The sequence below is a fragment of the Paraburkholderia sp. BGA-UO-ETr-F12 genome, from assembly GCF_059567945.1.
The window spans coordinates 30,347-55,068 of sequence record NZ_JCAQOZ010000048.1 but is presented as its reverse complement, the minus strand read 5'-3'; the positions used below and the strand labels follow the sequence as shown (position 1 = coordinate 55,068).

Annotated in this window: 22 protein-coding genes; 11 read left to right on the top strand and 11 right to left on the bottom strand. The window is 62.9% G+C overall.

What is annotated here, in order from left to right:
- Positions 1 to 5: 5 nt before the first annotated feature.
- The 3 genes from AC57B6_RS21790 (at position 6) to AC57B6_RS21780 (ending at position 3,615) form a co-directional block, all read left to right on the top strand.
- On the top strand, positions 6 to 965 hold the full coding sequence (locus AC57B6_RS21790) for a GDP-L-fucose synthase family protein (protein WP_496422085.1): 960 nt from the start codon (positions 6 to 8) through the stop codon (positions 963 to 965).
- Positions 966 to 1,080: 115 nt separating this feature from the next.
- Complete coding sequence (locus AC57B6_RS21785) at positions 1,081 to 2,223, top strand: glycosyltransferase family 4 protein (protein ID WP_028199882.1); 1,143 nt, start codon at positions 1,081 to 1,083, stop codon at positions 2,221 to 2,223.
- 57 nt (positions 2,224 to 2,280) lie between these two features.
- Positions 2,281 to 3,615, top strand: coding sequence for a glycosyltransferase WbuB (locus AC57B6_RS21780; protein WP_496422084.1), 1,335 nt, complete (start codon positions 2,281 to 2,283; stop codon positions 3,613 to 3,615).
- Between the two features lie 31 nt (positions 3,616 to 3,646).
- Here AC57B6_RS21780 and AC57B6_RS21775 read toward each other — a convergent pair whose 3' ends face one another.
- Entirely contained in the window at positions 3,647 to 4,153 is a 507-nt protein-coding gene (locus tag AC57B6_RS21775; protein ID WP_028199880.1) for a hypothetical protein, read from the bottom strand.
- A 176-nt stretch (positions 4,154 to 4,329) separates the two neighbouring features.
- Between AC57B6_RS21775 and AC57B6_RS21770 the strand changes: the two genes are divergently transcribed.
- Together AC57B6_RS21770 and AC57B6_RS21765 are read left to right on the top strand one after the other, a co-directional pair.
- Positions 4,330 to 4,950: an LbetaH domain-containing protein gene (locus AC57B6_RS21770; RefSeq protein ID WP_046566632.1), complete on the top strand. Its 621-nt coding sequence runs from the start codon at positions 4,330 to 4,332 to the stop codon at positions 4,948 to 4,950.
- A 228-nt stretch (positions 4,951 to 5,178) separates the two neighbouring features.
- A complete protein-coding gene (locus AC57B6_RS21765; RefSeq protein WP_030101983.1) occupies positions 5,179 to 6,921 on the top strand; it encodes an FAD-dependent oxidoreductase in 1,743 nt (580 codons plus the stop codon).
- 49 nt (positions 6,922 to 6,970) lie between these two features.
- Here the strand turns inward: AC57B6_RS21765 and AC57B6_RS21760 are convergent, their stop codons facing one another.
- On the bottom strand, positions 6,971 to 8,206 hold the full coding sequence (locus AC57B6_RS21760; RefSeq protein WP_496422083.1) for a glycosyltransferase: 1,236 nt from the start codon (positions 8,204 to 8,206) through the stop codon (positions 6,971 to 6,973).
- Positions 8,203 to 9,696, bottom strand: coding sequence for a hypothetical protein (locus AC57B6_RS21755; RefSeq protein WP_144192854.1), 1,494 nt, complete (start codon positions 9,694 to 9,696; stop codon positions 8,203 to 8,205). Before AC57B6_RS21755 ends, AC57B6_RS21760 begins: the two co-directional genes overlap by 4 nt.
- Positions 9,697 to 9,988: 292 nt before the next feature.
- On the opposite strand from AC57B6_RS21755, the gene AC57B6_RS21750 reads away from it, so the two are divergent.
- A complete protein-coding gene (locus tag AC57B6_RS21750; protein ID WP_106355916.1) occupies positions 9,989 to 11,137 on the top strand; it encodes an acyltransferase family protein in 1,149 nt (382 codons plus the stop codon).
- Between the two features lie 70 nt (positions 11,138 to 11,207).
- Here AC57B6_RS21750 and AC57B6_RS21745 read toward each other — a convergent pair whose 3' ends face one another.
- Complete coding sequence (locus tag AC57B6_RS21745; protein ID WP_025496232.1) at positions 11,208 to 12,398, bottom strand: glycosyltransferase; 1,191 nt, start codon at positions 12,396 to 12,398, stop codon at positions 11,208 to 11,210.
- 349 nt (positions 12,399 to 12,747) lie between these two features.
- Here AC57B6_RS21745 and AC57B6_RS21740 point away from each other — a divergent pair, with 349 nt between their 5' ends.
- The gene (locus tag AC57B6_RS21740) at positions 12,748 to 14,001 is read left to right on the top strand and encodes an oligosaccharide flippase family protein (protein ID WP_025496233.1); all 1,254 of its coding nucleotides are present in this window, start codon (positions 12,748 to 12,750) and stop codon (positions 13,999 to 14,001) included.
- Positions 14,001 to 15,083, top strand: coding sequence for a glycosyltransferase (locus AC57B6_RS21735; protein WP_216750283.1), 1,083 nt, complete (start codon positions 14,001 to 14,003; stop codon positions 15,081 to 15,083). The genes AC57B6_RS21740 and AC57B6_RS21735 overlap by 1 nt, the downstream gene beginning before the upstream one ends.
- A gap of 67 nt (positions 15,084 to 15,150) precedes the next feature.
- On the opposite strand, the gene AC57B6_RS21730 is transcribed toward AC57B6_RS21735, so the two are convergent.
- Entirely contained in the window at positions 15,151 to 16,179 is a 1,029-nt protein-coding gene (locus tag AC57B6_RS21730) for a hypothetical protein (protein WP_106356019.1), read from the bottom strand.
- 119 nt (positions 16,180 to 16,298) lie between these two features.
- Here AC57B6_RS21730 and AC57B6_RS21725 point away from each other — a divergent pair, with 119 nt between their 5' ends.
- The gene (locus AC57B6_RS21725; protein ID WP_046566622.1) at positions 16,299 to 16,685 is read left to right on the top strand and encodes a hypothetical protein; all 387 of its coding nucleotides are present in this window, start codon (positions 16,299 to 16,301) and stop codon (positions 16,683 to 16,685) included.
- Between the two features lie 459 nt (positions 16,686 to 17,144).
- On the opposite strand, the gene AC57B6_RS21720 is transcribed toward AC57B6_RS21725, so the two are convergent.
- The 6 genes from AC57B6_RS21720 to AC57B6_RS21695 all read right to left on the bottom strand — a co-directional run bounded on the left by AC57B6_RS21720 (position 17,145) and on the right by AC57B6_RS21695 (position 23,302).
- The gene (locus AC57B6_RS21720) at positions 17,145 to 17,600 is read right to left on the bottom strand and encodes a hypothetical protein (RefSeq protein WP_496422082.1); all 456 of its coding nucleotides are present in this window, start codon (positions 17,598 to 17,600) and stop codon (positions 17,145 to 17,147) included.
- A complete protein-coding gene (locus AC57B6_RS21715; RefSeq protein WP_496422081.1) occupies positions 17,600 to 19,558 on the bottom strand; it encodes an RICIN domain-containing protein in 1,959 nt (652 codons plus the stop codon). Before AC57B6_RS21715 ends, AC57B6_RS21720 begins: the two co-directional genes overlap by 1 nt.
- Positions 19,559 to 19,583: 25 nt before the next feature.
- Entirely contained in the window at positions 19,584 to 20,213 is a 630-nt protein-coding gene (locus tag AC57B6_RS21710; RefSeq protein WP_028199868.1) for an SCO family protein, read from the bottom strand.
- Between the two features lie 181 nt (positions 20,214 to 20,394).
- Positions 20,395 to 22,164: an alpha/beta hydrolase gene (locus tag AC57B6_RS21705; RefSeq protein ID WP_496422080.1), complete on the bottom strand. Its 1,770-nt coding sequence runs from the start codon at positions 22,162 to 22,164 to the stop codon at positions 20,395 to 20,397.
- Between the two features lie 413 nt (positions 22,165 to 22,577).
- The gene (locus AC57B6_RS21700; protein WP_491563315.1) at positions 22,578 to 23,003 is read right to left on the bottom strand and encodes a nucleotide disphospho-sugar-binding domain-containing protein; all 426 of its coding nucleotides are present in this window, start codon (positions 23,001 to 23,003) and stop codon (positions 22,578 to 22,580) included.
- Between the two features lie 98 nt (positions 23,004 to 23,101).
- A complete protein-coding gene (locus AC57B6_RS21695) occupies positions 23,102 to 23,302 on the bottom strand; it encodes a hypothetical protein (RefSeq protein WP_491563314.1) in 201 nt (66 codons plus the stop codon).
- A 273-nt stretch (positions 23,303 to 23,575) separates the two neighbouring features.
- Between AC57B6_RS21695 and AC57B6_RS21690 the strand changes: the two genes are divergently transcribed.
- Entirely contained in the window at positions 23,576 to 23,989 is a 414-nt protein-coding gene (locus AC57B6_RS21690; RefSeq protein ID WP_025496748.1) for a hypothetical protein, read from the top strand.
- Between the two features lie 131 nt (positions 23,990 to 24,120).
- Complete coding sequence (locus AC57B6_RS21685; protein ID WP_496422079.1) at positions 24,121 to 24,687, top strand: hypothetical protein; 567 nt, start codon at positions 24,121 to 24,123, stop codon at positions 24,685 to 24,687.
- Positions 24,688 to 24,722: the final 35 nt, after the last annotated feature.

The following is a 24,722-nucleotide window of genomic DNA, read 5'->3' as shown; positions in this document are numbered from 1 at the left end:
CGGCGATGAACAAACAAGCACGCATTTTCGTCGCGGGCCACCGTGGCATGGTTGGCTCGGCGCTGGTCCGGCGGCTGAATGCCGGGGGCTACCACAACGTCGTCACGCGTTCGAGGGCGGAACTCGATCTTAAGGATCAGGCCGCCGTGAACGCCTTTTTCCAGCAGGAAAAGATCGACGTGGTGCTGCTCGCGGCCGCGCGGGTGGGCGGCATTCTTGCGAATGCGTCGCAACCGGGTGAGTTCATCTACGACAACCTGGTGATCGAAACCAACGTGATTCATGCCGCGTATCGCGCGAAGGTGGAGCGGCTGGTGTTTTTCGGCTCGTCGTGCATTTACCCGAAGCAAAGTCCGCAGCCGATCCGCGAAGAGTATCTGCTGAGCTCGCCGCTCGAGCCGACCAATGACGCCTACGCGATTGCGAAAATCGCCGGTCTCAAGCTGTGCGAGGCGTACAACCGCGAATACGGCACGCAGTATGTCTCGCTGATGCCGACCAATCTGTACGGCCCTAACGACAACTACGACCTGAACAGCAGCCATGTTTTGCCGGCGCTGCTGAGAAAGGCGCACGAAGCAAAACTGAACGGCTCCGCGACCCTGACGGTCTGGGGCTCGGGCACGCCGCGCCGCGAGTTTCTCCACGTCGACGATCTCGCCGCGGCAACGCTCTTCGTTCTCGAGCACAACGTGACAGACGGCCTGTTCAACGTCGGGGTGGGTGAGGACCTGTCGATTCGCGAGCTGGCCGAATGCATCTGCAAGGTGGCGGGCTTCGAGGGCGAACTGGTGTTCGACGCGTCCAAACCCGATGGCACGCCACGCAAGCTGCTCGACGTATCGCGGCTCGCGAACATGGGCTGGCACGCGAGCATTGGCCTCGAAGAGGGTATCGCGTCCACCTATCGGGAATTCGTGGCAACACACGCCGGCTCGACACCTGCCGCCGCCTTGCAGGCCTAGGCGCGCACTGGGCGGGAGCTGAGCGCGGCTGGCGGAACTGGGGAAACGCATGGTGTGCTTCGCACGCATTGCGTGCAACGCACACTGGGACGATATTTCGAGGAGTGGCATAAAAATGACAGCGTCAGTCACGATCTTCCACAACGTCGTGTGGTCGCGCCATAAGGGTGTCGTGTTCTCTGCTTTGCATAACATTTCGGCATCCGGCGCGATTCGCTACTCGATGGTGCAGATTGCGGATACCGAGCACGATCGTGTCGGTTTTTCGGATGTCGACTATTCATACCATCGCTATCCGATGCAGAAGCTGTTCGACGGTTGCTATGAGGATGTGCCGACGATGAAGATGATCGCGCGGCTCACCTGGGAAGTGTTGCGTGCCAAGTCGGATCTGATCGTTCTGCCGGGCTACCACCGTCCTGAGTACTGGGCGATGCTGGCAGCGTGCATCGTAACGGGCAAGCGGCGCGCGGTGTTTTGCGATTCGACCGCGCGCGACCGGCCCAAGAAGTTGCTGACGTCGATTCCGAAGCGCGTGTTCTTTTCGCTATGCGACGGTTATTTCGGATTTGGCGAGCGTAGCCGCGAGTATCTGCTGTCGCTCGGCGCAAAGCGCGACAAGATTTTCGTGCCATGTCAGGCCGCGGCATTGCCCGGCTCGTTCTCGCCGGAGCGCGCGCTGGTCGAGCGGATTGCGGCGCGCGCCGGCAATCCTCCAATTTTTCTCTATGTCGGCCGTCTTTCTGAAGAGAAGGGCATCGGCACACTGATCGAGGCGTTCGCCGGTTTACGGCGCCGTATTCCGGCAGCGAAGTTGCGCATTGTCGGCACGGGGCCGATGGCGGACGCGCTGCACGCGAAGGTGGCCGAGCTCGAGCTGGGCGATGCGGTGACCTTCGCCGGCAGCTTGCAGGATGAGCCGCTTACTCAGGAATACTACGGTGCGACCTGCATGGTGTTGCCGAGCTATAGCGAGCCGTGGGGCCTCGTTGTCAACGAGGCGCTCGCGCATGGCTGTCCCGCGGTGGTCAGCGAAAGCTGCGGCTGCGTGCCGGAACTGGTGATCGACGGTGTGAGCGGCTATGCATTCACAGCGGGCGACGTCGCCGGACTGCAGCGCACCATGCTCAAGGCGATGGAGGCCTTCGCTGACGCCGGCGGTACGGCGCGCCGTTGTATGGATGTGATTCGTCGTTTCGATCCGCCCTCCGCAGCCGCCAACATCGCTCGTGGCTGCGCGCTGATGCTGAGCGACTGACGCGCGACGGGGCCCGCCGCGTATGAAAAAAAGCTCTAACACGTTCTGGCAGCCACAATGAAGATCCTGATCTACGGCCTTAACTACGCGCCTGAACTGACGGGAGTGGGCAAGTACACGGCGGAAATGGCGGCGCTCCTGGCCAGTCGGGGCCACGAGGTTCGCGTGGTGTGCGCGCCCCCGTATTATCCTGAGTGGCACGTGGCCGACAACTACACGTCATGGCAGTATCAGCGCGAGACACGCGACGGGGTGACGATCTGGCGTGCTCCGCTGTGGGTGCCCACGCACCCCAACGGCCTGAAGCGGATGCTGCACCTGATGAGCTTCGCGGCGAGTTCGTTGCCGTTGCTCGCCCGCCAGATACTATGGCGCCCCCAAGTCGCGATGCTGATCGCGCCGACCCTGATGTGCGCGCCGGCCACGCTGGCACTCGCACGTCTTACGAGCGCAAGTGCGTGGGTACACATTCAGGACTTCGAGGTCGATGCGGCTTTCGACCTGGGTCTCCTGAAGAGCTCGCGCGTAGCCCGCGTGGCGCGCTGGATAGAAAGCACGTTGCTGCGGCATTTCGATACGGTGTCGTCGATCACGCCGCAGATGAGTTCGCGCGTGGTGCTCAAGGGTGTCGAGTCTTCACGGGTAGTGTGCCTGCCCAACTGGGTCGATGTGTCGACCATTTTTCCGCTTTCGCGCGCGAGCGACTACCGGCGCCTGTTAAGCATTCCGGATGACCACAAAGTGGTGCTGTACTCCGGCAACATGGGCACGAAGCAGGGCATCGAAACGCTCGCCGATGCGGCCGCGTTGCTTGCACAACGTGCCGACGTCACTTTCGTTTTCTGCGGCAGTGGCGCCGCGAAAGAGAGTTTGCTCGCGCGCTGCGCGGGCTTGACGAACTGCCTTTTCATCCCGCTGCAACCCGTGGAACACCTGAACGAGCTGCTCAATCTCGCCGATATCCATGTACTGCCGCAGCGCGGCGATGCCGCGGATCTGGTGATGCCGTCGAAACTCACCGGCATGTTCGCCAGCGGACGCGCGGTGGTGGCGATGGCGCGGCAAGGCACGGGTCTTTACGAGGCGGTGTCGCCGCGTGGCGTGGTCGTGCCGCCGGACGACGTCAAGGCGTTGGCTGCGGAGGTCGCCGCGCTGGCGAGCGATCCCGAACGCCGCGCGGCGCTCGGCAGCGCCGCACGCGACTACGCGGAACGCACGCTGTCGCCGGAAGCGACCATTGGGACCTTCGAGGAGCGGCTCGCGACGCTGGTTCGCGAGTCACGCGGCAAGCGCGCGAAAGTGGAGGCGCCGTACTTCGGTACGCCGCGGCCTTCACCCACCGCGGCCCGGCCGCGTAAGCCGGCCACAACGGAGGAAGCCGCGCCGGATTGATCCGGTACGCGGCCAACTCATGAATGCGATATCACCACGGGGACTTGTAGACGGCGTGCTTACCCGGAGCGTACGGGTCGGCGTACGTGTTTTTCGCCGCGCCTTCGGGCATCAGGCCGTCGACCGCATTGGGACCGCCAGGCTGGCCGGCCACGCGCACCTTGCCGTTGGCGCCGGCAGGCAGCTTGTTGTTGCGCTGGGCTTTGCCTACCGCCGGTTGCGCGCCTTGTCCGCCCAATACCGTCATGCGTTGTTCGTCGAGCAGCGCGGCCTGCTGGGCGGCGGCGGTGTCGCCCTGTTGCGCGTCGGGCGAGCCATAGTCGCGTGGGGCGCCGAGCAGATCCGCTTCGCTCTTGCGATGCGCCGTGCCCGGTTTGACGGGTGCTGCCGCGGCCGGGGTGCCGTAGCTGGTCGAGCCCGTAGCGGCAAGGACCGGCGCAGCGGGCGCGGGTGCCGCATTCTGGGCGAGCGCCGGTGCGCCGTAGGCGGCGAAGGTGAGAATCAGCAAGCTGCTGGTACGCCGAAACGGGATGGTCATCGTATGCCCCAGGAAGATGCAGTCGCAATAGAGCTATCGTGCGCCAAACGGCACGCGCGCAGCCGCCAAAACGCTTGCCAAGGCGGACATCGGGCCGGGTTCATTAAGGACTCGAAACATAATGGAAGAAGGCTGCATGGGTATGCCGACTCCCGTTCGTGGTTCGGAGAAAACTGATGGGTAACGTTGCCGACGATCCGCAAATCGGGCGCAAGCCGCAAGCCGAAGGTGCGCGCAAGGATGACCGCGTCATCGATCTGAGCGCGGCGGGAAAGGGAAACTATCGAGCGAAGCGCGGAGTGCTGATCGAGCTCATCTGGTTCTTTGTTGAAGCCTGCGTGATCAACAACAAGCTGCTGCCGCTCTCTTCGGTCCGGGTTACGCTGTTGCGCCTGTTCGGCGCGAAGATCGGCACGGGCTGCCGCTTCGTACATCCGTTGCGGGTGAAGTCGCCGTGGAATCTGGAAGTGGGAGACAACTGCTGGTTCGGTGTCGACGTCTGGATCTACAACCAGGCGCTGATCCGGATCGGATCGAATGTCTGCATTTCCCAAGGTACGTTCCTGAGCGCCGGCTCTCACGACATGAGCACGACGATGGATCTGCGCGTCGCGCCGATCGTGATCGAGGACGGCGTCTGGATCACATCGAAATGTGTGGTGCAGATGGGTGTGACGATCGGCCGGTCGGCGGTGGTCACGCCGTTGTCGGTCGTGCATCGTTCGCTCGAACCGGAAGGCGTGTACGGCGGCAATCCCTGCCGCTTCATTCGCAACCGCTTCGACTCCGTGACCTGAACCACAGATAAAGAACCGCAGCATTCGTATGCTGAGGAGGCCAGTCGTTGACATACCGCACTGTCGGCGGCCGCAATGGGATGGTCGGTCGATATTTTTGATCGTTACCCGCGGCGACGCCGGTCAGGCGTTCAGTCACGACATGTGCGTGGTTTGCTTGCCAGCCCCGGTTGGATGAGTAGCCGGATTGACGCACTCAGAAATGCATGAAGAAGATGGGGAGTAGGGATGTTTATCGATACTCGTACGGTTCAAAACAACACGGCTATTGAAACAACGGTCTGCATTATCGGCGGAGGTGTCGCCGGCATTACGCTTGCACGGGAGATGTCGAGGGCCGGGGTCGACACCTGCATGCTCGAAAGCGGGGGCTTCGGGCCAGACGACGAAACCCGCGATCTGTATCGCGGCGAGAACGTCGGGCTTCCCTATACATTCGCGGACGGCTCGCGCAGCCGCTACTTCGGCGGCAGCAGCAATTGCTGGGGCGGCTGGTGCCGCCCGCTGGATCCGTGGGACTTCGAGAAGCGCGACTGGATCCCTCATAGCGGCTGGCCGTTCGGACTCGAAGAACTGGCGCCGTACTATGCACGCACGCACGAATTGCTGAAGCTCGGTCCGCAGAATTTCGATCCGGCCTACTGGGAGCGCGAGATCGGGCGTCATGATGTGCGCCGCATTCCGCTCGCGACCGGCGATATGCGCGATACCGTCGCGCAGTTCAGCCCACCGGTGCGGTTCGGCAAGGTCTATCGCGACGAGTTGCAGCGTTCGGCACGGGTGCGCGTGTTCTTGTATGCGAACGTTCTGAACATCGACGCCGATCCCCAAGGGACTTCCGTTTCGCGGCTCCAGGTGGCCACCATTAGCGGCCGCAAGATGACGGTAACCGCGAAAATCTTCGTGCTGGCCACCGGCGGCATCGAGAATGCGCGTCTGCTGCTTGCCTCGAACAACGTGCAGGCGGCGGGTCTCGGCAATGCCAACGATCTGGTGGGCCGCTACTTCATGGATCATCCGCGCATGATGTCCGGGAAAGTGCGTTTTCGCCCGGGCAACGCTCGCAACAAACTGTACGACATCAAGTATCACTATCAGAATGCCGCGGTGTCGGCGCACGGCACGAAGATATCGTCCCAGTTCGCACCGAAGCAGGAACTGATGGAGCGCGAGAAGCTGCTGAATTCGCGCGTGTGGCTCTATTCGCGCTGGTACGGTGAAGGCACGGCCGGGTCCGAGGCGCTGATCCATTGCAAGGAAGCGCTGTTGCAGAAAGACCAGCCCGGCCGCAGCCTGAAAACCGATATCGCGACGATGATCGCGCATCCGCTGCACACGGTCGGCTACGGCTTGACGCGGCTGTTGCAATGGCCGGTGCTGATCACCGACGTGACCTTGCAGGCGATTGTCGAAGCGGTGCCCGATCCCGACAGCCGGGTCACCTTGTCGGCCGATAAGCGGGACCGCTTCGGCATGCCCCGCGTGAAGGTGGAGTGGCGGCTGGGCGAGCAGGTGCAGCGCACCTTCGACAAGACGTTCTCGCTGCTCGCTCAGGAATTGCAGATGGCCGGCATCGCGGACGTGGAACTCGACGCGCCGCTCGAGGGCCGGCGCTGGCCGGCCAAGCTGGAGGGCACGTGGCACCATATGGGCACCACGCGCATGCACGATTCACCGCGCGAAGGCGTGGTCGATCGCGACTGCAAGGTGCACGGGATGAGCAATCTCTATGTGGCGGGCAGTTCCGTGTTTCCGACCGTCGGCGCCAACTTTCCGACCATCACGATCGCTGCGCTTGCGCTACGCCTCGCGGGTCATCTGGTGCGGCAGCTCGATGTTCCGGATATCGTGGGCAATACCCGCAACGACGCTGCCAACAGTTCGCTGATGTCGGTTCCGGCGCAGCAGCCGCAAGTCGACACCCTGCCGATCGCAGCCTCGACCTTGACGCCGTTGATGAAGGAACAGTGAAGAGCAGCGGGTAACAGCGCGCCCTCTGGTGCGCTGCTACCCGCTAGCGTTACGGACTCGGCTGGGTGGTGGGCTGGGTGCCCGGTTGGCTCCCGCGCAGCGTGGCGAGCGTGCTATCGCGCGTTTCAGCGGTGCTGCCGTGCGTTTCCAGCAGCGCGGTCAGTGCACTGACCATGGTTTCGATCCGGAAGCGCGCTTCGAAAGTGCGGGCCGCCTGAGCGCGCATCGCGGCGCGCGCGGTGTCGTCGAGTTCGAGCCAGCGCACGAGATTCTTTTCCGTCCCGTCGACCGTGTCGGCCGCAACCATCCCCGCGCCATCCGCTTCGATTTCGCGCCACACGTTGACCTTGTCGGAGATCAGGGCTGGCAATCCGCAGCCGAGCGCTTCGGCAACCGCCACGCCGAAATTCTCCTGATGCGAGGGCAGAACGAACACGTCGCTTGCATGAAACGCGCCCCACTTGAGCTCGCCTTGCAGCATGCCCGGCAGGCTGATGCGCTGCGCGACGCCTGCCGCCTGAGCCTGGGCGCGCAGACTGGTCGCCCAGCCAGTCTCATCGGGACCCGCGATCACGAGATGCAGCGACTGATCGCGGCTGGCCACGCGCGCGAATGCATCGATCAGCAGGTCGCAACCCTTCTTCGCATGCACGCGGCCGAGAAACAGGACGATGCGTTTGCCGCGCAAGCCGGGCACGGCTTGCAGGAAAGCTTCGCGCAAAGGCGTGGCTTCATGCGGTGGCACCGTCGTGCCAAACGGCACGATCCGCTCCTGGGCCCGGTATAGCCAGAACGACTGGCGCGCGCGAGTGCGTTCTTCCTCTGTTGTAAAGATGACGGCGCGTGCGTCGCGAAGCACCCGGTATTCGGCCCACGGCCAGTACAGCCACTTCTTCAGATGTTTGAGCGGATAAGCCTGCTTGAACCAGGGGTCGAGCATGCCGTGCGTGTACACGTAATAGGGCACGCCGCTTTTGCGTACGGCCTTCCACGCCGCGAGGCCGTGGTATTGCCACAAACCGTGCACGACGACCGCGTCGAACCGCTGCGCGTTGGCGGCGAGCCACGGTGCGAGCCGCGCGCTGTAGCTGTAGCGGCTCGTGACGGGGCCGAACGCATGAACCGGAAACGGAAAGTGCGCGAGGTAGGCGTCGCCGGGCGCATCGCAGGTGGCCACTTCGATGTGGTGCCCGGCGTCCTGCATCGCCATGCCGCTGCGGCGCACGCCTTCAACGGGACCGCCGGCGCGCGGATCGACGCTGGCAAGCAGATGGAGAATTTTCATCGGACGAATTTTTGTCGATTGACGTTTCGTGGCGACGCGGCGCGCGATACGAGGGCGCCGAACTTGCTGGAACCGGGGGCGGCGCCTGCCGCGTGTGACATGCCGAGGGTCTTCGCGAGATCGGCGCGGCCCATGCCGGGCTGGATCCTGCCAGGCAAGTCGGGCACGGCGGCCGTGCGCATGCGCGGCGGCGTCCGCACGCGCCTGGCCCGCGCCGGCAGTGCGCGCTGCAAGCGGGCGTAGGTGGCGATCATCAGGCCGAGGGCGATGCCGAAAACCAGCCCGGAGAAACGCGGCCCGAGCGGATTGCCGCCGATCGAGGTGGCCGGCAGCGCGGCAAACAGCATGATGGCGCGCCCCAGCACCGGCAGCATGGGCGCGTCGGGCACCACCGAGCGCCAGTAGCGGTACGAGAAGAAGCAGATTGCCAGGGCGGCGAGCGTTGCCAGAGGCATGGCGATGCCGAACAGCAGGCCGCCCGCGAAGAGCTGATAGACCCAGAAGTTGTGACCCGCGGCCCATTCATTGATCGCGTAAAAGTCTTTCTCGCTGATCTGGCCGGCGAGGTCCGGCAGGTAGGCAGGGGAGTAGCGATAGTAGTGGCCGTAGCCCGCGCCGAACAGCAGCGTTTCCGGCGAGGCAGTCACCTGGTCGTACTGATCGCGCATTTCGGCGAGCCGGGTAATCGTGGTCGGATCCTTGCCGGTGACGGTTTCCTCCGACGCGAAGATACGCTGTGTCCAGTGCTCGGCGACGGTCGGAAAGCTCAACGCCGCGATGCCGGCCACGCCGGCCAGCACGGCGCCGGCGATCAGGGTGCGGGCGGCGGCGCGCCACACGTACTGCAGCGACGGCGCGGACAATGCCATGGCGACCAGAAACAGCAGGATGGTGCCGACCAGCAAGCTGCGCGTGACGCTCAGCAATTCGACGATCACACTGAAGGCGAACACCGCAACGGTAAAAAACGAAAAGCGTTTGGCGACGATGAATTCGTGCAGCAGCACGCCTTGCAAGCCGAGCAGCGTGACGGAGATGATGCGAAAGCGCACGTCTTCGAGGTCGCCGCCGGTCACCATGCCATACACGAAGGTGAAGACGAGACAGATCACGTTCGCAACGAACAAGGCTTTCTCGAACTGCGAGATTCTGTATTCGCTCCACGGCCGGCAGGCCACGAGGTAGCCCAGCAAAAACAGCGCGAACGGCAGCAGCACGCGCAAATAATTTCCGGAGTCGTTGTCCTGGACGAACTGGGCGACGATGCTGCCGAGCACGCACAGCAGCAGGCTGAACGTGATCGTCGAGCGCAGGCGCGAGCGGTCGCGAAAGCGTGGCGCGATCAGCACAAGCGCGAGCCCCGCGGCGACGGCCGGAATGACCAGCGCGGACTGCGCAAAGTGACTTACATTGGCGTCGGTCGCTTTGTAGTCAAACGCAAGCGGTAACAGAAAAAACCATATCCAGAGCGTCGCATACTGGTGGCGCATTGCTGATTCCTCCCCGTGCAGTCGATCCGCCGTCGGTCTAAAGCAGACGGTCTCGCATCGGGTCATTGTCCGGGAAACGGGCCGCCTGAATGTTCGGTAGCCCCCCTTTCGTCGCCCTTTACCTGGGTTCTGGCGACCCCGGCAAGGGCGCTCTCTGCAAGACGCGCGCACACTTGTTCATGTTGTCGGCCAATGCCTTGATGTTGGCGCGCACGCACGCTTGCCGCCACCGAAGATGCAAAAAGGGCCATGCAGGGACATACGCCCGCGAAAGGTGACAGGGGAGAAAAACATGAAATTATTCGGCGGGGCGAGATCCGTAACGGCAGGCCGGGCCATCGAGCTGGATTTCGTGCGCGGCATTGCCATTATCATGGTGATGGGGTTTCACTTTCATGCCGTTCACACCGGTAATTTTCTGATTCAGATCATCGAGTACCCGCTGAAAAGCTTTGGGCGCGAAGGCGTCAATCTGTTCTTCACGCTGAGCGGTTTTCTGGTTGGCGGCCTGCTGCTTCGGCAGTACGCCGAAACAGGCAACGTCGACGCCAAGCGCTTTATCATCCGGCGGATTTTCCGCATCTGGCCCGCGTATTACGTGCTGATCGCCTTTCACGTGCTGGCCGGGCGCCATCCGTGGAATACCTTCCTGATCCAGAACCTGACCCACCTGCAGAACTATCTGGGCACCTCGATCACCCAGACCTGGAGCCTCGCGGTCGAAGAACACTTTTACCTCGTGCTGCCGGCGCTGCTGTTGCTGTTCGCGCGCTGGCGCCTGAGCGCATGGACGATTGTCGGCGTGCTCAGCGGAATCTGCGCGGTGGTGCTCACCGCACGCTGCTTCGCGGTGGCGGACGGCAACCTTGAGGCGGCCTTCGCGTACACCCAGTATCGCATCGACAGCCTGCTGGTCGGGGTGATCCTGTCGGCGATCTACTGGATGAAGCCAGGCGTCTATCATCAGATCGCGAAGCGCAAGTGGCTGCTGGTCGCCTGCATCGCGGTGTTGTGCGCTTGGCTCGCTTTCGCGACGCCACACCTCGCGCTCGACGAAAGCATCGGCTATACGATTCAGGCACTCGGGTTCGCCGCGCTGATCGTCTTCGTGCTGGAGTATTCGGGCTCGCTGCGTTCGTCGTGGGTGTATCGCGGGGTCGCCTGGATTGGGCTCTACTCGTACGGTATTTACCTGTGGCACTCGCTTGCGCTGGCCCCCGGCGACATCCTGATTCGCAAGTTGACCGCCATGGGTCTGGCACCGAGCCTGATCTGGGTGGTGGCGCTCACGGCGCAGTTCGCCTTCGCGATTGCAATCGGCTATGTGACCACACGCGCGATCGAGTACCCGTTCCTGTTGATGCGCAACGCGCTGTTTCCGGCCAAGCGCAACAGTTCGGTGCGTGAGGAAGTGCCGGTGGCCGGCGGGCAGTTGTCCTGACCTTCTGTGACCTTCAGTGACCCTCTGAGCCTTCCTGAGCCCTGCCCAGCCCGTGCGGCCGGCTCAGGGCTCAGGCCATCTGCTGCAGCAAGGTCTGCTTGAACTGCCCCAGCGTGTGCCGCGACAGCAGGTCTTCGCCTGCTGCCGCTCCGGTGTGCGGGGCGTGCGGCCAGGAGGTCATCGTTTCGGTAATCGCGCGGCCGATCGAGGCGGAACTGAGGTCGCTCAGAATCGGCCCCAGTTCGCAGCGCCGGCTGAACCAGCCGATCAGACCGTCTTCCGTTGCAATCACCGGCTTGCCGAAGCGATAAGCCTGCACCAGCACGCCGCTCATTCCGTAGTGACCCTTGTAGCCTAGCCAGACCGCGTCGCAGGCGGAGAACAGATCGCGTTCGACGTCGTTGGCAATGAACGAATCGAGGACCAGCGGCGCGGGCTTGAGGCTGCGCACATGATTGCGCATGAAATGGCGTGTGCCCGCGTCCTGCTCACCGGCGACGATCAGCGTGGGCGCATGGTCCATGCGGCTCAATGCGTGCACCAGTTCGTAGATGCCTTTGCGTTCGGTGATCGAGCCGTACACCAGCAGATAGCGCTGCTCAGGGTCGAGCCCGAGCCGCGCACGGGCCAGTACCGGGTTTTCCGCGTGCTCGTCGGGAAACGGGTCCGCTACGTAGGCGATTGCCGCGCTGTTCTTCGCGGCGTGGTGTGCCGCCCACTCCGGCAGCGTCGGATCGATCGTCAACAGCGTGCGCAAGCCGGGACACTGGATCGCGCGCTTGAAAAGGAGTGCCTTGACCGCATTCACGAGCGGTCGGTCCGGCGACTTGATGCCGACCTTGTGATGATGGAAGGTCGAACGCATCGTGATGCCGATCCACGGTGTCTTGCGAAAAGGCGAGCCGAGAAACGGCAACCCGTAGAAGAAATAATCGGCGTAAGGCACGACCACCAGCCTGATCGGCTGCGCGTGGCTGACCACTCGATGCACACGCTTGAAATAGCGGTGAAAGCGCGAATACTGGTTCGACTGGCGCAATAACCCGCGTGGCTCCTCCTCGGGGTCGACGAAGGCGATCTGCAGATCCGCACGGTTCGCGGCGGCGATTTGCCTCGCGAGCCGATGATCCTCGTTGGCGGACTCGGTGGCGAGGATGCAGGGATAGCCGGCTTCCGTGCAGGCCTGCATGGTCCATTCGACATAGCGCCAGCGATGGCCCGTGAGGTTGGGTTCCACAATCAGGACGTAATCTTGTTCCATCGATTCAGGGGTCTTCAGTGGTCGAATGCGTTGTGAAAAGCGCCTTCGCGACGGGTGCCCGGAGCGCGCCATTTGATCAACGTTAGCATCGACGACATGCGTGGCTCCGTCTATTTGACCCGTTCTGTGGGTCAACGTACCAGGGCGCAATGGCTTCGGCTGAACTGGCCTAGCAGATGGCGGTTGTCGCCGATTCTCTCGCGGTAAGGTCGTACATGGAATTCGATGAAAAACTCGCCGGCTTGCTGGCGCGACCTAACTATTTATGCGCCGGCGGCGTTTCGCAGCGATGCATTGAATCGCTGTGTGCGGCCGACTAAACGGCGCTCCGATTCGACGGAGATACAGCTTGCGGGCGATCAGGCTTCCGGCGCTCTCGATAGCGGCCAGCTTCGGCGCGAGCGCGGCAACGTGGGTGTTGTTGCAGCAGTTTGCCGTGCGTGGACTTGTGGCAATCAAGTTTCTTGCAATTGGCCGGATGCTCGGGCCGGCGGCGATCGGCAGCGTGAGCGTGGCCTTGCTCGCGGTGGCGATTGCCGAGGCGCTTTCGGACACCGGTCTTGCGCAGGCGGTCATTCAAGGCGAGCATCCGCCGACGCGTTCGCAACTCGGCGCGGTGTGGACCACGCTGACCGCGCGCGGCGTGCTCATCTCACTGCTGCTGGTGGCGCTCGCGCCCTTGTTGAGCAGTCAGTTTCATCTGAACGGTTCGCTGGTGCTGATCCAGTTGGCCGCGTTGCTGCCGCTGTTGCGCGGCCTGGCATCGCCCACGTACTACGTGGTGCAGCGCGAGCGGCGTTTCCAGCATATTGCCGGCGTCGAGATTGCGGCGTCGTTTGTCGATTGTTCGGTCGGATTGGCGCTGGCCTATTTCGGCGCCGGGGCGATTTCGGTGCTGATCGGACTGGTGGCGGGCGAAAGCCTGAAAAGCATCCTGACCTGGTCGACCATGAAACCGCGCCCGCCGATTCGCGCGGTATGGTCCGGCATCGGTCATTACGTGGGCTTCAGCCGCTGGATCTGGGCCAGCAGTGTGGTCAATCTGCTGCTGAACCAGTTCGATAAAGTGGTGGTTGGCAAACTGCTCGGCCCGGCACAACTCGGCGGCTACCAGATGTCGTCGCGGCTTGCGCAGATGCTGCTCGCCGACGCCGCGATCGCCATGTCGCAATACCTTTTCCCTACTTTTTCGGCACATCATCGCCGCAGTCCACAGTCGGCCGCCCGGCTCATCAAGATCTATCTGTTCCTGATCGCGATCGGGCTGGCGGTCTTCGTCGAGGTGCTGAGGCTGGTCGCTGAACCGCTCTTCTCGCTGATCCTCGGCGCGGCCTGGCTGCCGGCGGTGCCGCTGTTCAGAATTCTGGTGATCAATATGGCGATCGGTGCGTTGATCGCCGTGCTGGTTGCGTATCTGCGCGCGGTGGGCGACGCGAAGGCGACGGTGCATGCGTCGCTGATTCAGGTGGTCGTGCTGCTGGTCGCCGTGCCGCCGGCGGTTCATTGGTGGGGCGTGACGGGCATCGCCTGGTCCATGACCGCGGGCCTCGGCTGCGCTGCGGCATGGATGCTGTTCAGGACGCTGACTGCAAGGACGCCATGATGCGCGTGTTACATCTGGTTCTCGCGCCGCGTCTGTCCGGCGCCGAAGTTCTCGCGAAGGATCTCGCGATCGATCAGAGCGCCGAGGGTATGGCGGTCTGTATGGCTTCGCTGTTGCCCGCGCATGCCGAATTCGTGCCTTTGCAGGAAGAGTTGCAGGAGCACGGCGTGCAATGCTGGTTTCCGGCGCGGCGCAATCGCATCGCCGGCAAGCTATGGACGCTGTTTCTCGCGGTGCGGCGGTTTCGCCCCGATGTGATTTTCGCGCATGCCACGATTCCGTCGTTTTATGCGCGTGCGTTACCGCTGCGCGTGCCGGTCGTCTACGTCATGCATTCGGCGACTAACGACTTCGAGCGGCCGCTGTTCCGGCGCGTCGAGCACATTCTGTCGGGACGCGCACGCGTGGTGATCGGTGTGTCCCAGCAAGGCGTGACCGACTACGTGCAGGCCATCGGGCCACATCCGTCGATGACCGTGGTGCCCAACGGCGTCGACCTCGGCCGCTTCGCGTTCACCGACGGCGCCGGGTGCAGCGGCCGGGCGCCTCAGGTCGTGCAGATCGGGCGCTATGCATCGGTGAAAAATCAACTCCTGACGGTGCGCGCGTTTGGTCAGGTGGTCGAGCGCGTGGCCGACGCGCGCCTGGTGCTGTACGGCGTGGTCGAGGATCCGGAGTATCAGCGCGCGGTTATCCAACAGGTGGAGGCGTTGGGGCTAACTGGCCGCGTCGTGGTGGCCGGCCCGCGTACCGACGTGGCGAGCGTGTTGTCGGAGTCGAACGTGTTCGTCATGCCCTCGCGTTCCGAGGGGCATAGCGTGGCGTTTCTCGAAGCGCTGGCCTCGGGGATCCCGATCGTCGCGAGCAAGATTCCGTCGTTTGCATTCGCAAGCGGATTTGCCGGTGTGCAACTGGTCGATACGGACAATGTGCCGTGCTATGCAGATGCCGTGGTCGTGGCCTTGGGGCAGGCGCGAGCGCAACGCTCGCTTACCGGTCTGACGCTCAGGGATACCGCGGCCCGCTATCGGGCGATCGCGCAGCAGGTCAGCCGGCATCATCTGGCGGTGTCGGTTCGCTAGCGGGCTCGAAAACGCTAAAGCCCGCGTCGCGCGCATGGCAGGCGATGGCCGCCGTGGCACATCACCGTCAGTGATGGCTGATGATGGGGGTGCGGTCTTCGGGCGCCGGCGTCTCCTGCGCGGGAGACGTCGGCGGCATTGCGCTCGCCAGTTCGGATTCGCGCATCGCAACCGAGGCGAGATTCTGTGCTTCCTTGCTGCTCGAATCGAGCAGCAGCGCGTTAGCGGCGTTGTGCCAGGCGCATCCCCACCGTGCGATATAGCCGCAGCCGCGCGCCAGGCTCAGCAGCGCGTCGCGTTGCTGCTCACGTTGGACGAGCGTGGTGCGAATGCTCAGCGCGTCGCGATTGTCCGGCTGTGCGGCGATGGCCGCCGCGAGCCTCGCCTTGGTCGCGGCCAGATTGTTTTGCTGCAGATTGGCGCGGGCGGCTCTGAGCTGCCTCGAGACATCCACGCGAGGCTTGTCCGGCGGGCTGCCGGGATTGTGCTTCGCAGCCGGCGATGCGACCGCCACGACACGACGTGCAGCCGGCGCTGCCGTAGCTGCAGCCGTAGCCGGTTGCGCACCAGGTGGGGAACGGACAGGCGCGGCGCGCGCAGCGAGTGCGGCCGACGCCGGCTGCTGCGCGGCGGACCGCTGGGCGAGAACAAGCGCTCCGACCGGCGGCTTGCCGTTCTGGCCGGTCACTTTGCCGGATACCGCGATTGGGGGACTGATTTCCCCGTCGTTGGTGTGAATGAAACCCAGATACACAGCGGACGTCACCACCATCAATGACGCGCCCATCACAAGAGGGCGGCGCAGTTTCTGGGCGACCGGTACGGCAACTTGCGATTCTTCGGCGACATCGTACGGATTGACCAGTGCGCGCGAGGATGGTCGCCAGATCTTGCGCACCGGCAATTGCGGCCCGAACAGCGCCTCGCTGTCAGGTAGCGGGATTTTAAGGGACGCCGGGGGCGCGGTGCGCGTGCCCAGCGAGTCGAGCGGACGCGCATTGCACGAAGGACAGGGCGTAAAGCGGTCGGCTAGCAGCGCACCGCAGTGCCTGCATTGGGGGGAATCGTGCTCATCGGAGGTAATGTCGCTAAGCATTGCCATGTCGAAAACGGGCGTCAAATGCCGGCGCCGGAATCAAAAAGTACACCGTACGGCAACGAGGCCTGCTGGCGGACTCGCGGGGTTACTGTGCGACGACATACCCTCGCGCCTGCATGCATGCGCTATACACGGCCCAATACCGGGTCATCGGCGGCTCGGGCGCGGGCAGCGGCGGCAGCTTCACGCTGGACGCCGCTGCGCTCTCCGAAGCGCCGCCGGCTACTGTTTCCGAAGCGCCGTTGCCTGCGACCGCCGCCGAAGCCGCCGCGGTGGTTGCCGCTGCCGATGCCGCAGTGGTTGCCGCTGCCGCTGCCGACGCGGCGGGTGCGCTCGCGGACTTCATCGCTGCGGCGTTGTTTGCCGTGGTCGCCGTGGCTCCGCTTGCGGCCGGTGCGGCGGCAGGCATGCTGGCGCCAAACGGGGCTGCCGAAAAGCTGCTGGGAGGAATAGGGGGCCGCGACGGCGCACCGGTCGACGAAGTCCTGGTCGCAACAGGTTGACGCGGTGGCAACTGCGATTCGTGGGCGATGTTGACCTTGGACTCTCTGTTCGCCTGGGCATAACACATCGCCGTGTCGACGCTGCGCTGGTAGGCGCTTTGGCTTCGGATCGGATAGGTGAGCGGCTGCCATGCGAAAGCAGCACTGCTAAACACCCAGATTAACAACGCTATATATGTTTTGAATTCCATCGCAGTCGCTCCCGCAGCGATGTTTCGCCGTTCGCCGGCAATGGCGCTTCGCGGTACGTTCTCGTAGGTGCTGACTCTGCCGCTGAACGGCGGCGCACTGCCGCGAAGGCTTCTTGCTTCAGCGTAACACCGCGCATTGCTTTCGGAGTGCTTCGCATAGCGCGTGAAAACGCCATCCTGCAGTCGAATCACGACATCCCGAACCAAAGCGGCGGGAAATAGTGCAGGGGGCCAGGGGAAATACCTGGTTTTCCGGTTCATAGGCTACCTAACGATTTGTGATGAAACGCCAGAGCGCCGTGCACTCGGCATCGGAGACCTGAAAGTGAGGCATCGACTTGCGCAGCACGACGCCGGCCGGATCGACCCCCTCCTTGAGCGCGTGGCAGAAGCTCGCGAGGTCGTAATGGCTGGGCGGGCCGCCCCGCCGGCTGGTCGTGTCGAGCAGGTAGTCGCGCGTCAAAGGCGGCGCGAAGGCACCCGCCGGATCGGTTTGGGCATGGCAGTTGATGCATCGGGTTGTCGAGGCGGGCAGCGTGCGATCGTCGCCGCGCAGTTGCGCCGCGAGCGCATGCTGCCCATTGAAGATCGCGCATCCCAGGTCGTCGGCCGCGCACGGCTCAGCGGCGTGAGCCACCTGGGTTGCGTTGACAAGCAACGCCGCCGCGGCCAGTACGAGGCCGATCGACACGCGTGCCGCCGGGCGTCGGGACGGCGACGCCATTACTGGATCTGCAGCGTGCGCGACACGCTCGGCACACCGTTCGCGTTCAACGCGAAGAGCATGTAGTACCCTGGCACCACGACACTCGGATCGGAGGGGATGGTCAACAGGTATTCGCCTCCTGTGCCGACTGTGAAACTGACCGGCACGCGGCGCTGCTCGTTGTTGATCGAATGGGTGACGGACGACAGGCGCATCAGCGCGAATGCCTTGACGCCGCTACTGGCGCTCACCGCGATCGACGTACCGAGTTGAGCCACGGTCGGCGCCGAGCTGATGGTCGGCCGGGTTGCCGCGGACCCATTCGCGTTGAGCAGATACGGCGGGGTCAGTATTTCGACGTTGGGGTGGTTGGTCGAACAGGTGCCGCAGAGTCCGCCACCGCCGCTTAGCACGCGACCATCCGGCAGCAGCAGCGCAACGCTGTGATAGACACGCGGCACGGCTTGCGGAGCAAGCGGCGAGAAGGTTTGTTTAGTCGGGTCCCACAACTCCGGCGTCAAGACCGCGGTGTCGTCCGAGAAAGGTTGCGCGAAGGTCTGGCCGCCCACCACGACGACCTGTCCATTCGGCAGCACGACACTGTTGTTGAAGGCGCGCTGATAGTTCATCGAGCGGATCGCGGTGGTGACCGCGGTGCCGCTGCTGATATTGATGAGCGTCGCGTTCGACGTGGCGGGGGAGGAGTCGTAGCTTGGCGCACCGCCGACCGCGAGGATCTTGCCGATGTCATACATGACGGCGTTGCCGTTCATCGCATCGTTGTCGTTGCCCCGATTGCCGGCCTGGGTTACGCTGCCGGCGCCCGCCGTATCGAACCAGTGCATCGCCTTGCTCGGCCCCGCGTGGAAGACACGGCCATTGGAGACCGCGAACAACCACGCGTGATTGTCGGCACGGAATATGCCGCCCGCGTCGTTCGTGAGGATGTAGTCGTCGAGTATCGCGCTATTGACTTGCCATCCCGAGCCCGACGTCCACGTTTCGCCGGTCTTGCCGCCCAATGGGCCATTCCATGAGCCACCCACCAGGAACACGCCGCCGTTGCTCAACGTGACGCTGCCCTGGTAGGCACGCGGAATGTTCATTGGGTTGCCTGAAGTCCACGCATGGGTCGAAGGCGTGTAGAAACTGGTCAAGTCGCTGCTGGAGCCGCCTGTCACATAGATGCGGCCGTCCGGCAGATTGACGATGCCCGGGCAGAACATGTCGTGGCCGGTGTTGGTGACCACCACCTGTTTGCTGGTGTTCGTGGCGGGATTGAAAATCGCCGTGTATGTTTTGCCCGGCGTGACTTCACCTGCTGTGAAATTCAACGGACTGTCGGCGGACCAGACCAGCACGGTCCCGTCGGGCAGATTGGCGGCCGCTACAGGAATAATTGGCAGCGTGATCGGCGCGGTCCACTTGGAAGTCAGTGCCGGCATAGGCAGGCCGTTGACCTGCCAGGTTTGCAGCGCACTGCCGTTGCAAACCTGCTGCAGGACCTGGGACCCCTGGTTGGTCTGGCTCGCCGCAGCGAGGCACATGCCGCTGTGTACCGCGACGATCGCGTAGCCGCCGCCTTGCGCCTTCAGCGTGAAGCTTTGGTTCGTGCCGCCATTGCAGGTCCACTGAATGACCGGGGCGCCCGCGGCCTTGCTGGCGCCCGACACGTCCATGCACAGATTGCTGTTCTGATTAAGCAGGGTGTATCGACTTCCTGAAGCCGATGGCAGCCAGCTCTGGTTGGCGCCGCCATTGCAGGTCCAGGTAAGGACCGCGGCGCCCGGCGTTAGCGACTGCGAGTCGACGTCCGCGCAAAAGCTCGAACCCGTCAGTGCGATCGAGGCTGACGTTTGCGCCTCGGCGAGTCCGGATAGTGTCGCGAAGGCCGACGCCAACGCGATCAGCAACAGGGCCTTCACGCCGCTGTTGAGCGACCGGATGATGGTTCTTGCGGAAAGAATGCGTGCCATGGCCTGGGTATCCTTGAACGTCGGACTACACTCGTCCCAGCGCGTTGAGCACATCGCAGATTTCGTCTGCACGCGGAAGGTCGGCACTACGCCAGCGCAGCTTTGCGCTCGCATCGAAGCAGTAAATCTGGGTTGCGTGATCGGCGATGTTCCCGAGTGGCAAGCGGCTGCCCGAGAGCGCCGTGCGTATCCGGTCGACATCGCCCAATGTCGGCGTTGCCGCATTCCAGGCGGGGCCCGCCTGAAAACGCATCAACCATTCATGCAGGGCGGCGGGCGAATCGGAAAGCGGATCGATTCCGATCGACAGCAATTGAACCGGATGATTTGCGCGGATATGCGGCAGCCGGTCCTGCACCGCAGTGAACAGTGCGCCTTGCAGCGGGCATACCGAACTGCAGCCGGTGTAGATCGTCTGCAGTGCGGTCACGTGCTGACTCAGCAAGTCGTTCAAACGTTGCTTCCTGCCGGTCTGGTCGATTAACCACGCATCGTCGAGTTGAACGGGCGGATTGACGACGCCCATCTGCACATGTTGCGCGTATAAGCGGGGCGACATCGCGGCCAGCGCGGCCGATGCCATGCCGCGCAGCACGGCGCGTCGAGTCAGGGTTCGACCCGACGTGTGTTCGATGGAATGGGGGCGCGTGTTCATTTTATTTGTTGAATCAAGCCCTGGCTGCAGTCTCTGCGAATGTCTGACGAAGGGAGACGCTGTGCCGCTCACACGCTACCGTTGCAGGTGAGTGCAATCTCCTGGAACCCACTAAAAAAAGATAGCTGATGGCGGCGTGCGCAGGGTGGCGAATTACATATGTTTGTGCGCCCGGTCACACTTATTTTGGTGCGAGCGCCTGGGTGAAAAATGTCTCGCACAACGCGGCAACCCGCTGGCGTGCCGCGGGATTCAACACTTCGTGGTCCATGTTCGGAATCACCATCGCGCTGGCGTGCGCCAGCTTGTTGAGCCGGCGTCCGCCGCGGCCGAAGTGCAGGCGTAGTTCGTCCAGGCCGTGGTCCAGCGGACTGAAGAGTAGCCGCACCCGGACGCCGCGCTTGTCGAGATCCATCATGCGCCGCCGCGCGCGCGAGCCTTTGTTCACCGCGCTGCCGTTCGCGTCGCCGGTCAATGATGCGACGGCATTCACGACCGTGTCGATGGCATAGCGGGACAGCGTTCGCAATACCGGCCGCAAGCTGACCTCGCCGCGCAGAACCTGCGACCATTTTTGCGCGCGCAGCATGGCGCTGAAATGGGCGCGTGTTGATCCCGCGCCGATCTTTGCGGCGTCGCACATTCTGAAGCCGACCGGAAATTCGAAACCCTGGAGATTGACCAGCAGGAGGGCGGCGACGGCCGGGTTTTTCGTGGCTGCGTGAAGCCCCAGATAGGCGCCTGAACAGATCCCGAAGACAGCGACGCGCGGATGCCCCCTGTCGACGGCCCAGTCGACCGCCAGCGACGTATCGGCGGCGAGCTGGTCATAACTGAGCAAGGACGGGTTCGCAACTGTCCCCGCACCGCGGCTATCGCCAATGCCGTCTGCATCGAGTCGCAGCGATGCGATGCCCGCTTGTGCCAGCGAACGGGCGAGTTCAACGTTAAACCGGCCGTCGCCGACATGATGCGTTGCCGCAGTGTTGGCGATGACAACTAGCGGTGAGCGTTCCGAACGGCCGGCGGGTTCGCACAGCATGGCGAATATGCGCCCATCGGCAAGCTCGACCGGCGTCTCGACAATGCCGTCCAGACCGACTGCTCGCCGCGAAGGTTTTAGGGACGCCACTGCGTCGAATGAAGCGGGCGGAAATGGCGCGGGCAAGCGTGCTCCTTCGCGGACGAACCATGCTTCGACCGAACTCAATGTTGCGCGAGGCAGCACGGCCAGCCATGAGGGCTGCATCGCCTCAGGGTATTCGGGAAACGGCAGGGAATCGACCTTTGCGCCAAGCTTGCTGTACAGGTTCGCCAGCTCGTAACTGGGACCCTGACTGCCGGCGTGAACGATCAACAGGTTGCTCGCGGGCACCGCTGTAACCCGGCGCAAATCGTATTTGCCGACGGCTTCGATGGCGGCGCGGCTGAAGCGATGCCCCAGCACATCGAATGCGTCGGCAGGCTCGGTATAGCTGGCCACGTGGCGGGCCGTCTTGTCGAGCCACGTGCGCTGCAGCACATCCATTTCTCGCACGAACTGCCGTCCAACCACGACGGGTGCGATGAGCGCCACCGTATCGACGCGTGCCGCGCGCGCAGCCTGCGCGGCAACCATCGCGCCAAAGCGGACCCCGACCAGCGCGACGCGTTCGATGCCCGTTGTTCGTCGAAGGAAATCTACGGCTTCGATCGCTTCGTCCACCCATTTGTCCGGTTCGACGAGCTTGCCGGTATCGACGGAGTCGCCGGTGCCGGCGTAGTCGAATCTGAGTACTGCAAATCCCTGGTCCGCGAGACGGTCGGCGAGCGAGCGGATGGTTTGATGCAGCCATAAAGCTTCATGGCCGAGGGGGCCGCACAGCACGATCCCTAATTGCCTGGTTTTGTCAGGCCGTGACACTGGCTCGTAAAGCCAACCGAAATGTCCGCCGAAATCGACAGGATGCATTTTGAAGTCCACTTTATGCGTCTCTCTATCCTTGCGGCGAGTCACGGCATTCGCCGCGGAGGTCTTTTCCAATGCTTCGCCGTGCTTTGGTTTTAAGACTTGGAATTTGCCGTTATTACGCGATATCGGAGTGGGTGTTGTCGGTGCGTTTGCGCACGTAGCCGGCGGAGGGCGAAATGAAAGCCGTCATTAAGCCTTCGAACGGATAGCGGACCCCCATGTGCGATTTTTAGTTATGCGCTGTACATCATTCGATGCGCAGAATATTTTTGGTTTCGTTGAACGGTGGCGCCGCGGATTCGCTTCTTGAACTACGGTGAAAACATTCTCTATTTCAACACGATGAGCGGTGCGCTCCGCTGAGTTGTGCCCATTGCCGCAGGGTTCGCTGAATCATGGGCGAAAGAGCGTCTCTATCTCCGCAACGGCGGTTGCTGTGCCGTTTTCCCGCGCCATTCGTTTTCCCGCGCAGAGGCGCGTTGCATGGCCTCTGCACGCCGCGCAAAGCTGATTGCCTGCTTGAGCTTGTCGCGCTCCAGCTTGCGCGTCGATACTGGGTCGCCCGCTACGCCGAGGCGTTTCATTTGATGCATCCAGAAGAACTGGTCCCCTGCGAAAGGCAATACGACCGATCGCCCTCCTGCGCGGCACGCCGAGTGAGTTGTGCCGTTGCCGCCATGATGAATAACGAGCCAGGTCCGCGGAAACAGCCATTGATGGGGCGTCTCTTCGATGATGAAGAAATTGTCGGGCAGCGTCATATCGTTGGGCGTGCCGGGCCACCCTGGATACAGAAGCACGCGGAGCCCTTGCGCAGCGTCTATGAAGGCATTCAGCATCGCTTTCCCGTCGAATCCGACCGTGCTGCCGAATCCCGATTACGTAGGCGTGTCGCCTTCGGTGCCTTAGGTCGACGCGAGGAGTTTCATCTGGATTCCTATTTTTCTTCGTTCGGCAGGCGGGCGCTGCCTTGCAGGAAGACATTGGTCGCAAAGGCGAATTCGCGGCGCAGTTCGAGGTCCGGCAGGGCCAGCCAATGCATCAGCGCGCCCGGATAGAGGTGATGAAAGAACGCGGCAAGATGCGCAGCACCGAGGTCGGCGCGGATTTCCCCGGCTGGTTGGCTATTGCGGATCATCGAAAGCGAAATGTGATTGAAAAATATTGCCGACCAATACTAAAGAACACTGCGCTTCGGCCGTTATTCATCGTACGAATGCCGTAAACTGCACAGCCGCGTGCGCTGAGCGAATCCACCAAACGAAACCGCAACCTACGGTTTTGGGAAAGCGGGAGTGATCAGCAGCGCACGGGGAAGCAGCGCGGGACGCGGTAAGACGATGGGAAGATTCCGGTCGAAACACCATGTCTTCGCCGGCGTACACCATCATTTTCCTGAAACGCCGCTCATATGAAAAAAATCTTCACGCTTTCCCTCCTGCTTGGCGCACTACCAGCATTCGCGGCAGCACCAAAATGCCAGACACAAACTTTCGGTCAGCACACCTCGAGAATATGTATCACCGAGGTGCCGTTCCAGCACGACTACTACACGCTATCAGTCGACAACGCCGTGATTCTTTCGGCGCCCGACGACTACATCGAAAACGTCTCGCTCACTCACACCATTCCCGAGGACGCAGGCGTCGAATTCCCGCTGTCGAACCAAGGCGCCCCGACTGTGACCATTCAGGGGGGCTGTTTGCCTGTCAGTGAAAAGCAGACTGCGGGATCGAAAACAGTCAGCGTCGAGGTAGCTCGCGTCTGTTCGTTCAAGTGGGGTAATGAACAGATCGTCAAGGACCTCCGCTTCAGCTTCGAATGAAGTACGCGCGAATCCATTCGCCAGGCGACGTCGTGAGGCGATAGTCCCCGCACTCGCGGCGATGGATGCATTCGGTGCTGCGCACGATCCAATGATCCGCACCAAAGCAAAAAACTAGAAAACGCCACGCTATGAAAAAACTTCTCTTCACCGCACTGTTTTTCTCAACAACCTCTGCCTTCGCCGCCAGTCAGGTTTTACTGGAAACCCCAGTCACCTACGCACCGGACGCCAGCGTCGTCGATCAGATCAAGAATGAATGCCACATTGAAGACATGCTGACACGCCATGTTGGCGACGCACTTCGCCGCATCAACAAGACGGACGACGGCACCATCGCGTCGCAAACCGACGCGGGCGGCGCGAAGATTCTCAGATTGCAGATCACGCACGTACTGGGCGTCGGCGGCGGCGCATGGAGCGGCCCCAAGGCTACGACGGTGAGTGCGGATCTGCTTGAGGACGGCAAGGTCATCCGTCACACGAAGATTAACCGCTGGTCAGTGGGCGGCATGTGGGGTGCGTTCAAGGGAAGCTGTTCGATTCTCGATCGCACGACCATTGTGATCAGCAAGGATCTGAGCCGTTGGGTGCGCGACCCGTCCTTTGAGATCAAGGAAGACGCGCCGCCGAAGGATGCCTCGGCTTCCGAGCCGACGGCTCAAACCGATCCGGCGAGTGCCGCGAAGGCCGAGTAAGCGGGCGTCGGTCAGTGAGCGCAAATTGCGTCGAG

Excerpts from the sequence above, each read along its gene's own strand:
- AC57B6_RS21745 (WP_025496232.1), bottom strand. The coding sequence starts at position 12,398 with ATGGAACAAGATTACGTCCTGATTGTGGAACCCAACCTCACGGGCCAT.
- AC57B6_RS21685 (WP_496422079.1), top strand. The coding sequence starts at position 24,121 with ATGAAAAAACTTCTCTTCACCGCACTGTTTTTCTCAACAACCTCTGCC.
- AC57B6_RS21700 (WP_491563315.1), bottom strand. The coding sequence starts at position 23,003 with ATGCTGAATGCCTTCATAGACGCTGCGCAAGGGCTCCGCGTGCTTCTG.
- AC57B6_RS21705 (WP_496422080.1), bottom strand. The coding sequence starts at position 22,164 with ATGCATCCTGTCGATTTCGGCGGACATTTCGGTTGGCTTTACGAGCCA.
- AC57B6_RS21720 (WP_496422082.1), bottom strand. The coding sequence starts at position 17,600 with ATGGCGTCGCCGTCCCGACGCCCGGCGGCACGCGTGTCGATCGGCCTC.
- AC57B6_RS21735 (WP_216750283.1), top strand. The coding sequence starts at position 14,001 with ATGCGCGTGTTACATCTGGTTCTCGCGCCGCGTCTGTCCGGCGCCGAA.
- AC57B6_RS21760 (WP_496422083.1), bottom strand. The coding sequence starts at position 8,206 with ATGAAAATTCTCCATCTGCTTGCCAGCGTCGATCCGCGCGCCGGCGGT.
- AC57B6_RS21715 (WP_496422081.1), bottom strand. The coding sequence starts at position 19,558 with ATGGCACGCATTCTTTCCGCAAGAACCATCATCCGGTCGCTCAACAGC.
- AC57B6_RS21765 (WP_030101983.1), top strand. The coding sequence starts at position 5,179 with ATGTTTATCGATACTCGTACGGTTCAAAACAACACGGCTATTGAAACA.
- AC57B6_RS21790 (WP_496422085.1), top strand. The coding sequence starts at position 6 with ATGAACAAACAAGCACGCATTTTCGTCGCGGGCCACCGTGGCATGGTT.
- AC57B6_RS21750 (WP_106355916.1), top strand. The coding sequence starts at position 9,989 with ATGAAATTATTCGGCGGGGCGAGATCCGTAACGGCAGGCCGGGCCATC.
- AC57B6_RS21755 (WP_144192854.1), bottom strand. The coding sequence starts at position 9,696 with ATGCGCCACCAGTATGCGACGCTCTGGATATGGTTTTTTCTGTTACCG.
- AC57B6_RS21695 (WP_491563314.1), bottom strand. The coding sequence starts at position 23,302 with ATGATCCGCAATAGCCAACCAGCCGGGGAAATCCGCGCCGACCTCGGT.
- AC57B6_RS21725 (WP_046566622.1), top strand. The coding sequence starts at position 16,299 with ATGCATGCGCTATACACGGCCCAATACCGGGTCATCGGCGGCTCGGGC.
- AC57B6_RS21775 (WP_028199880.1), bottom strand. The coding sequence starts at position 4,153 with ATGACCATCCCGTTTCGGCGTACCAGCAGCTTGCTGATTCTCACCTTC.
- AC57B6_RS21690 (WP_025496748.1), top strand. The coding sequence starts at position 23,576 with ATGAAAAAAATCTTCACGCTTTCCCTCCTGCTTGGCGCACTACCAGCA.
- AC57B6_RS21770 (WP_046566632.1), top strand. The coding sequence starts at position 4,330 with ATGGGTAACGTTGCCGACGATCCGCAAATCGGGCGCAAGCCGCAAGCC.
- AC57B6_RS21780 (WP_496422084.1), top strand. The coding sequence starts at position 2,281 with ATGAAGATCCTGATCTACGGCCTTAACTACGCGCCTGAACTGACGGGA.
- AC57B6_RS21730 (WP_106356019.1), bottom strand. The coding sequence starts at position 16,179 with ATGCTTAGCGACATTACCTCCGATGAGCACGATTCCCCCCAATGCAGG.
- AC57B6_RS21710 (WP_028199868.1), bottom strand. The coding sequence starts at position 20,213 with ATGAACACGCGCCCCCATTCCATCGAACACACGTCGGGTCGAACCCTG.
- AC57B6_RS21785 (WP_028199882.1), top strand. The coding sequence starts at position 1,081 with ATGACAGCGTCAGTCACGATCTTCCACAACGTCGTGTGGTCGCGCCAT.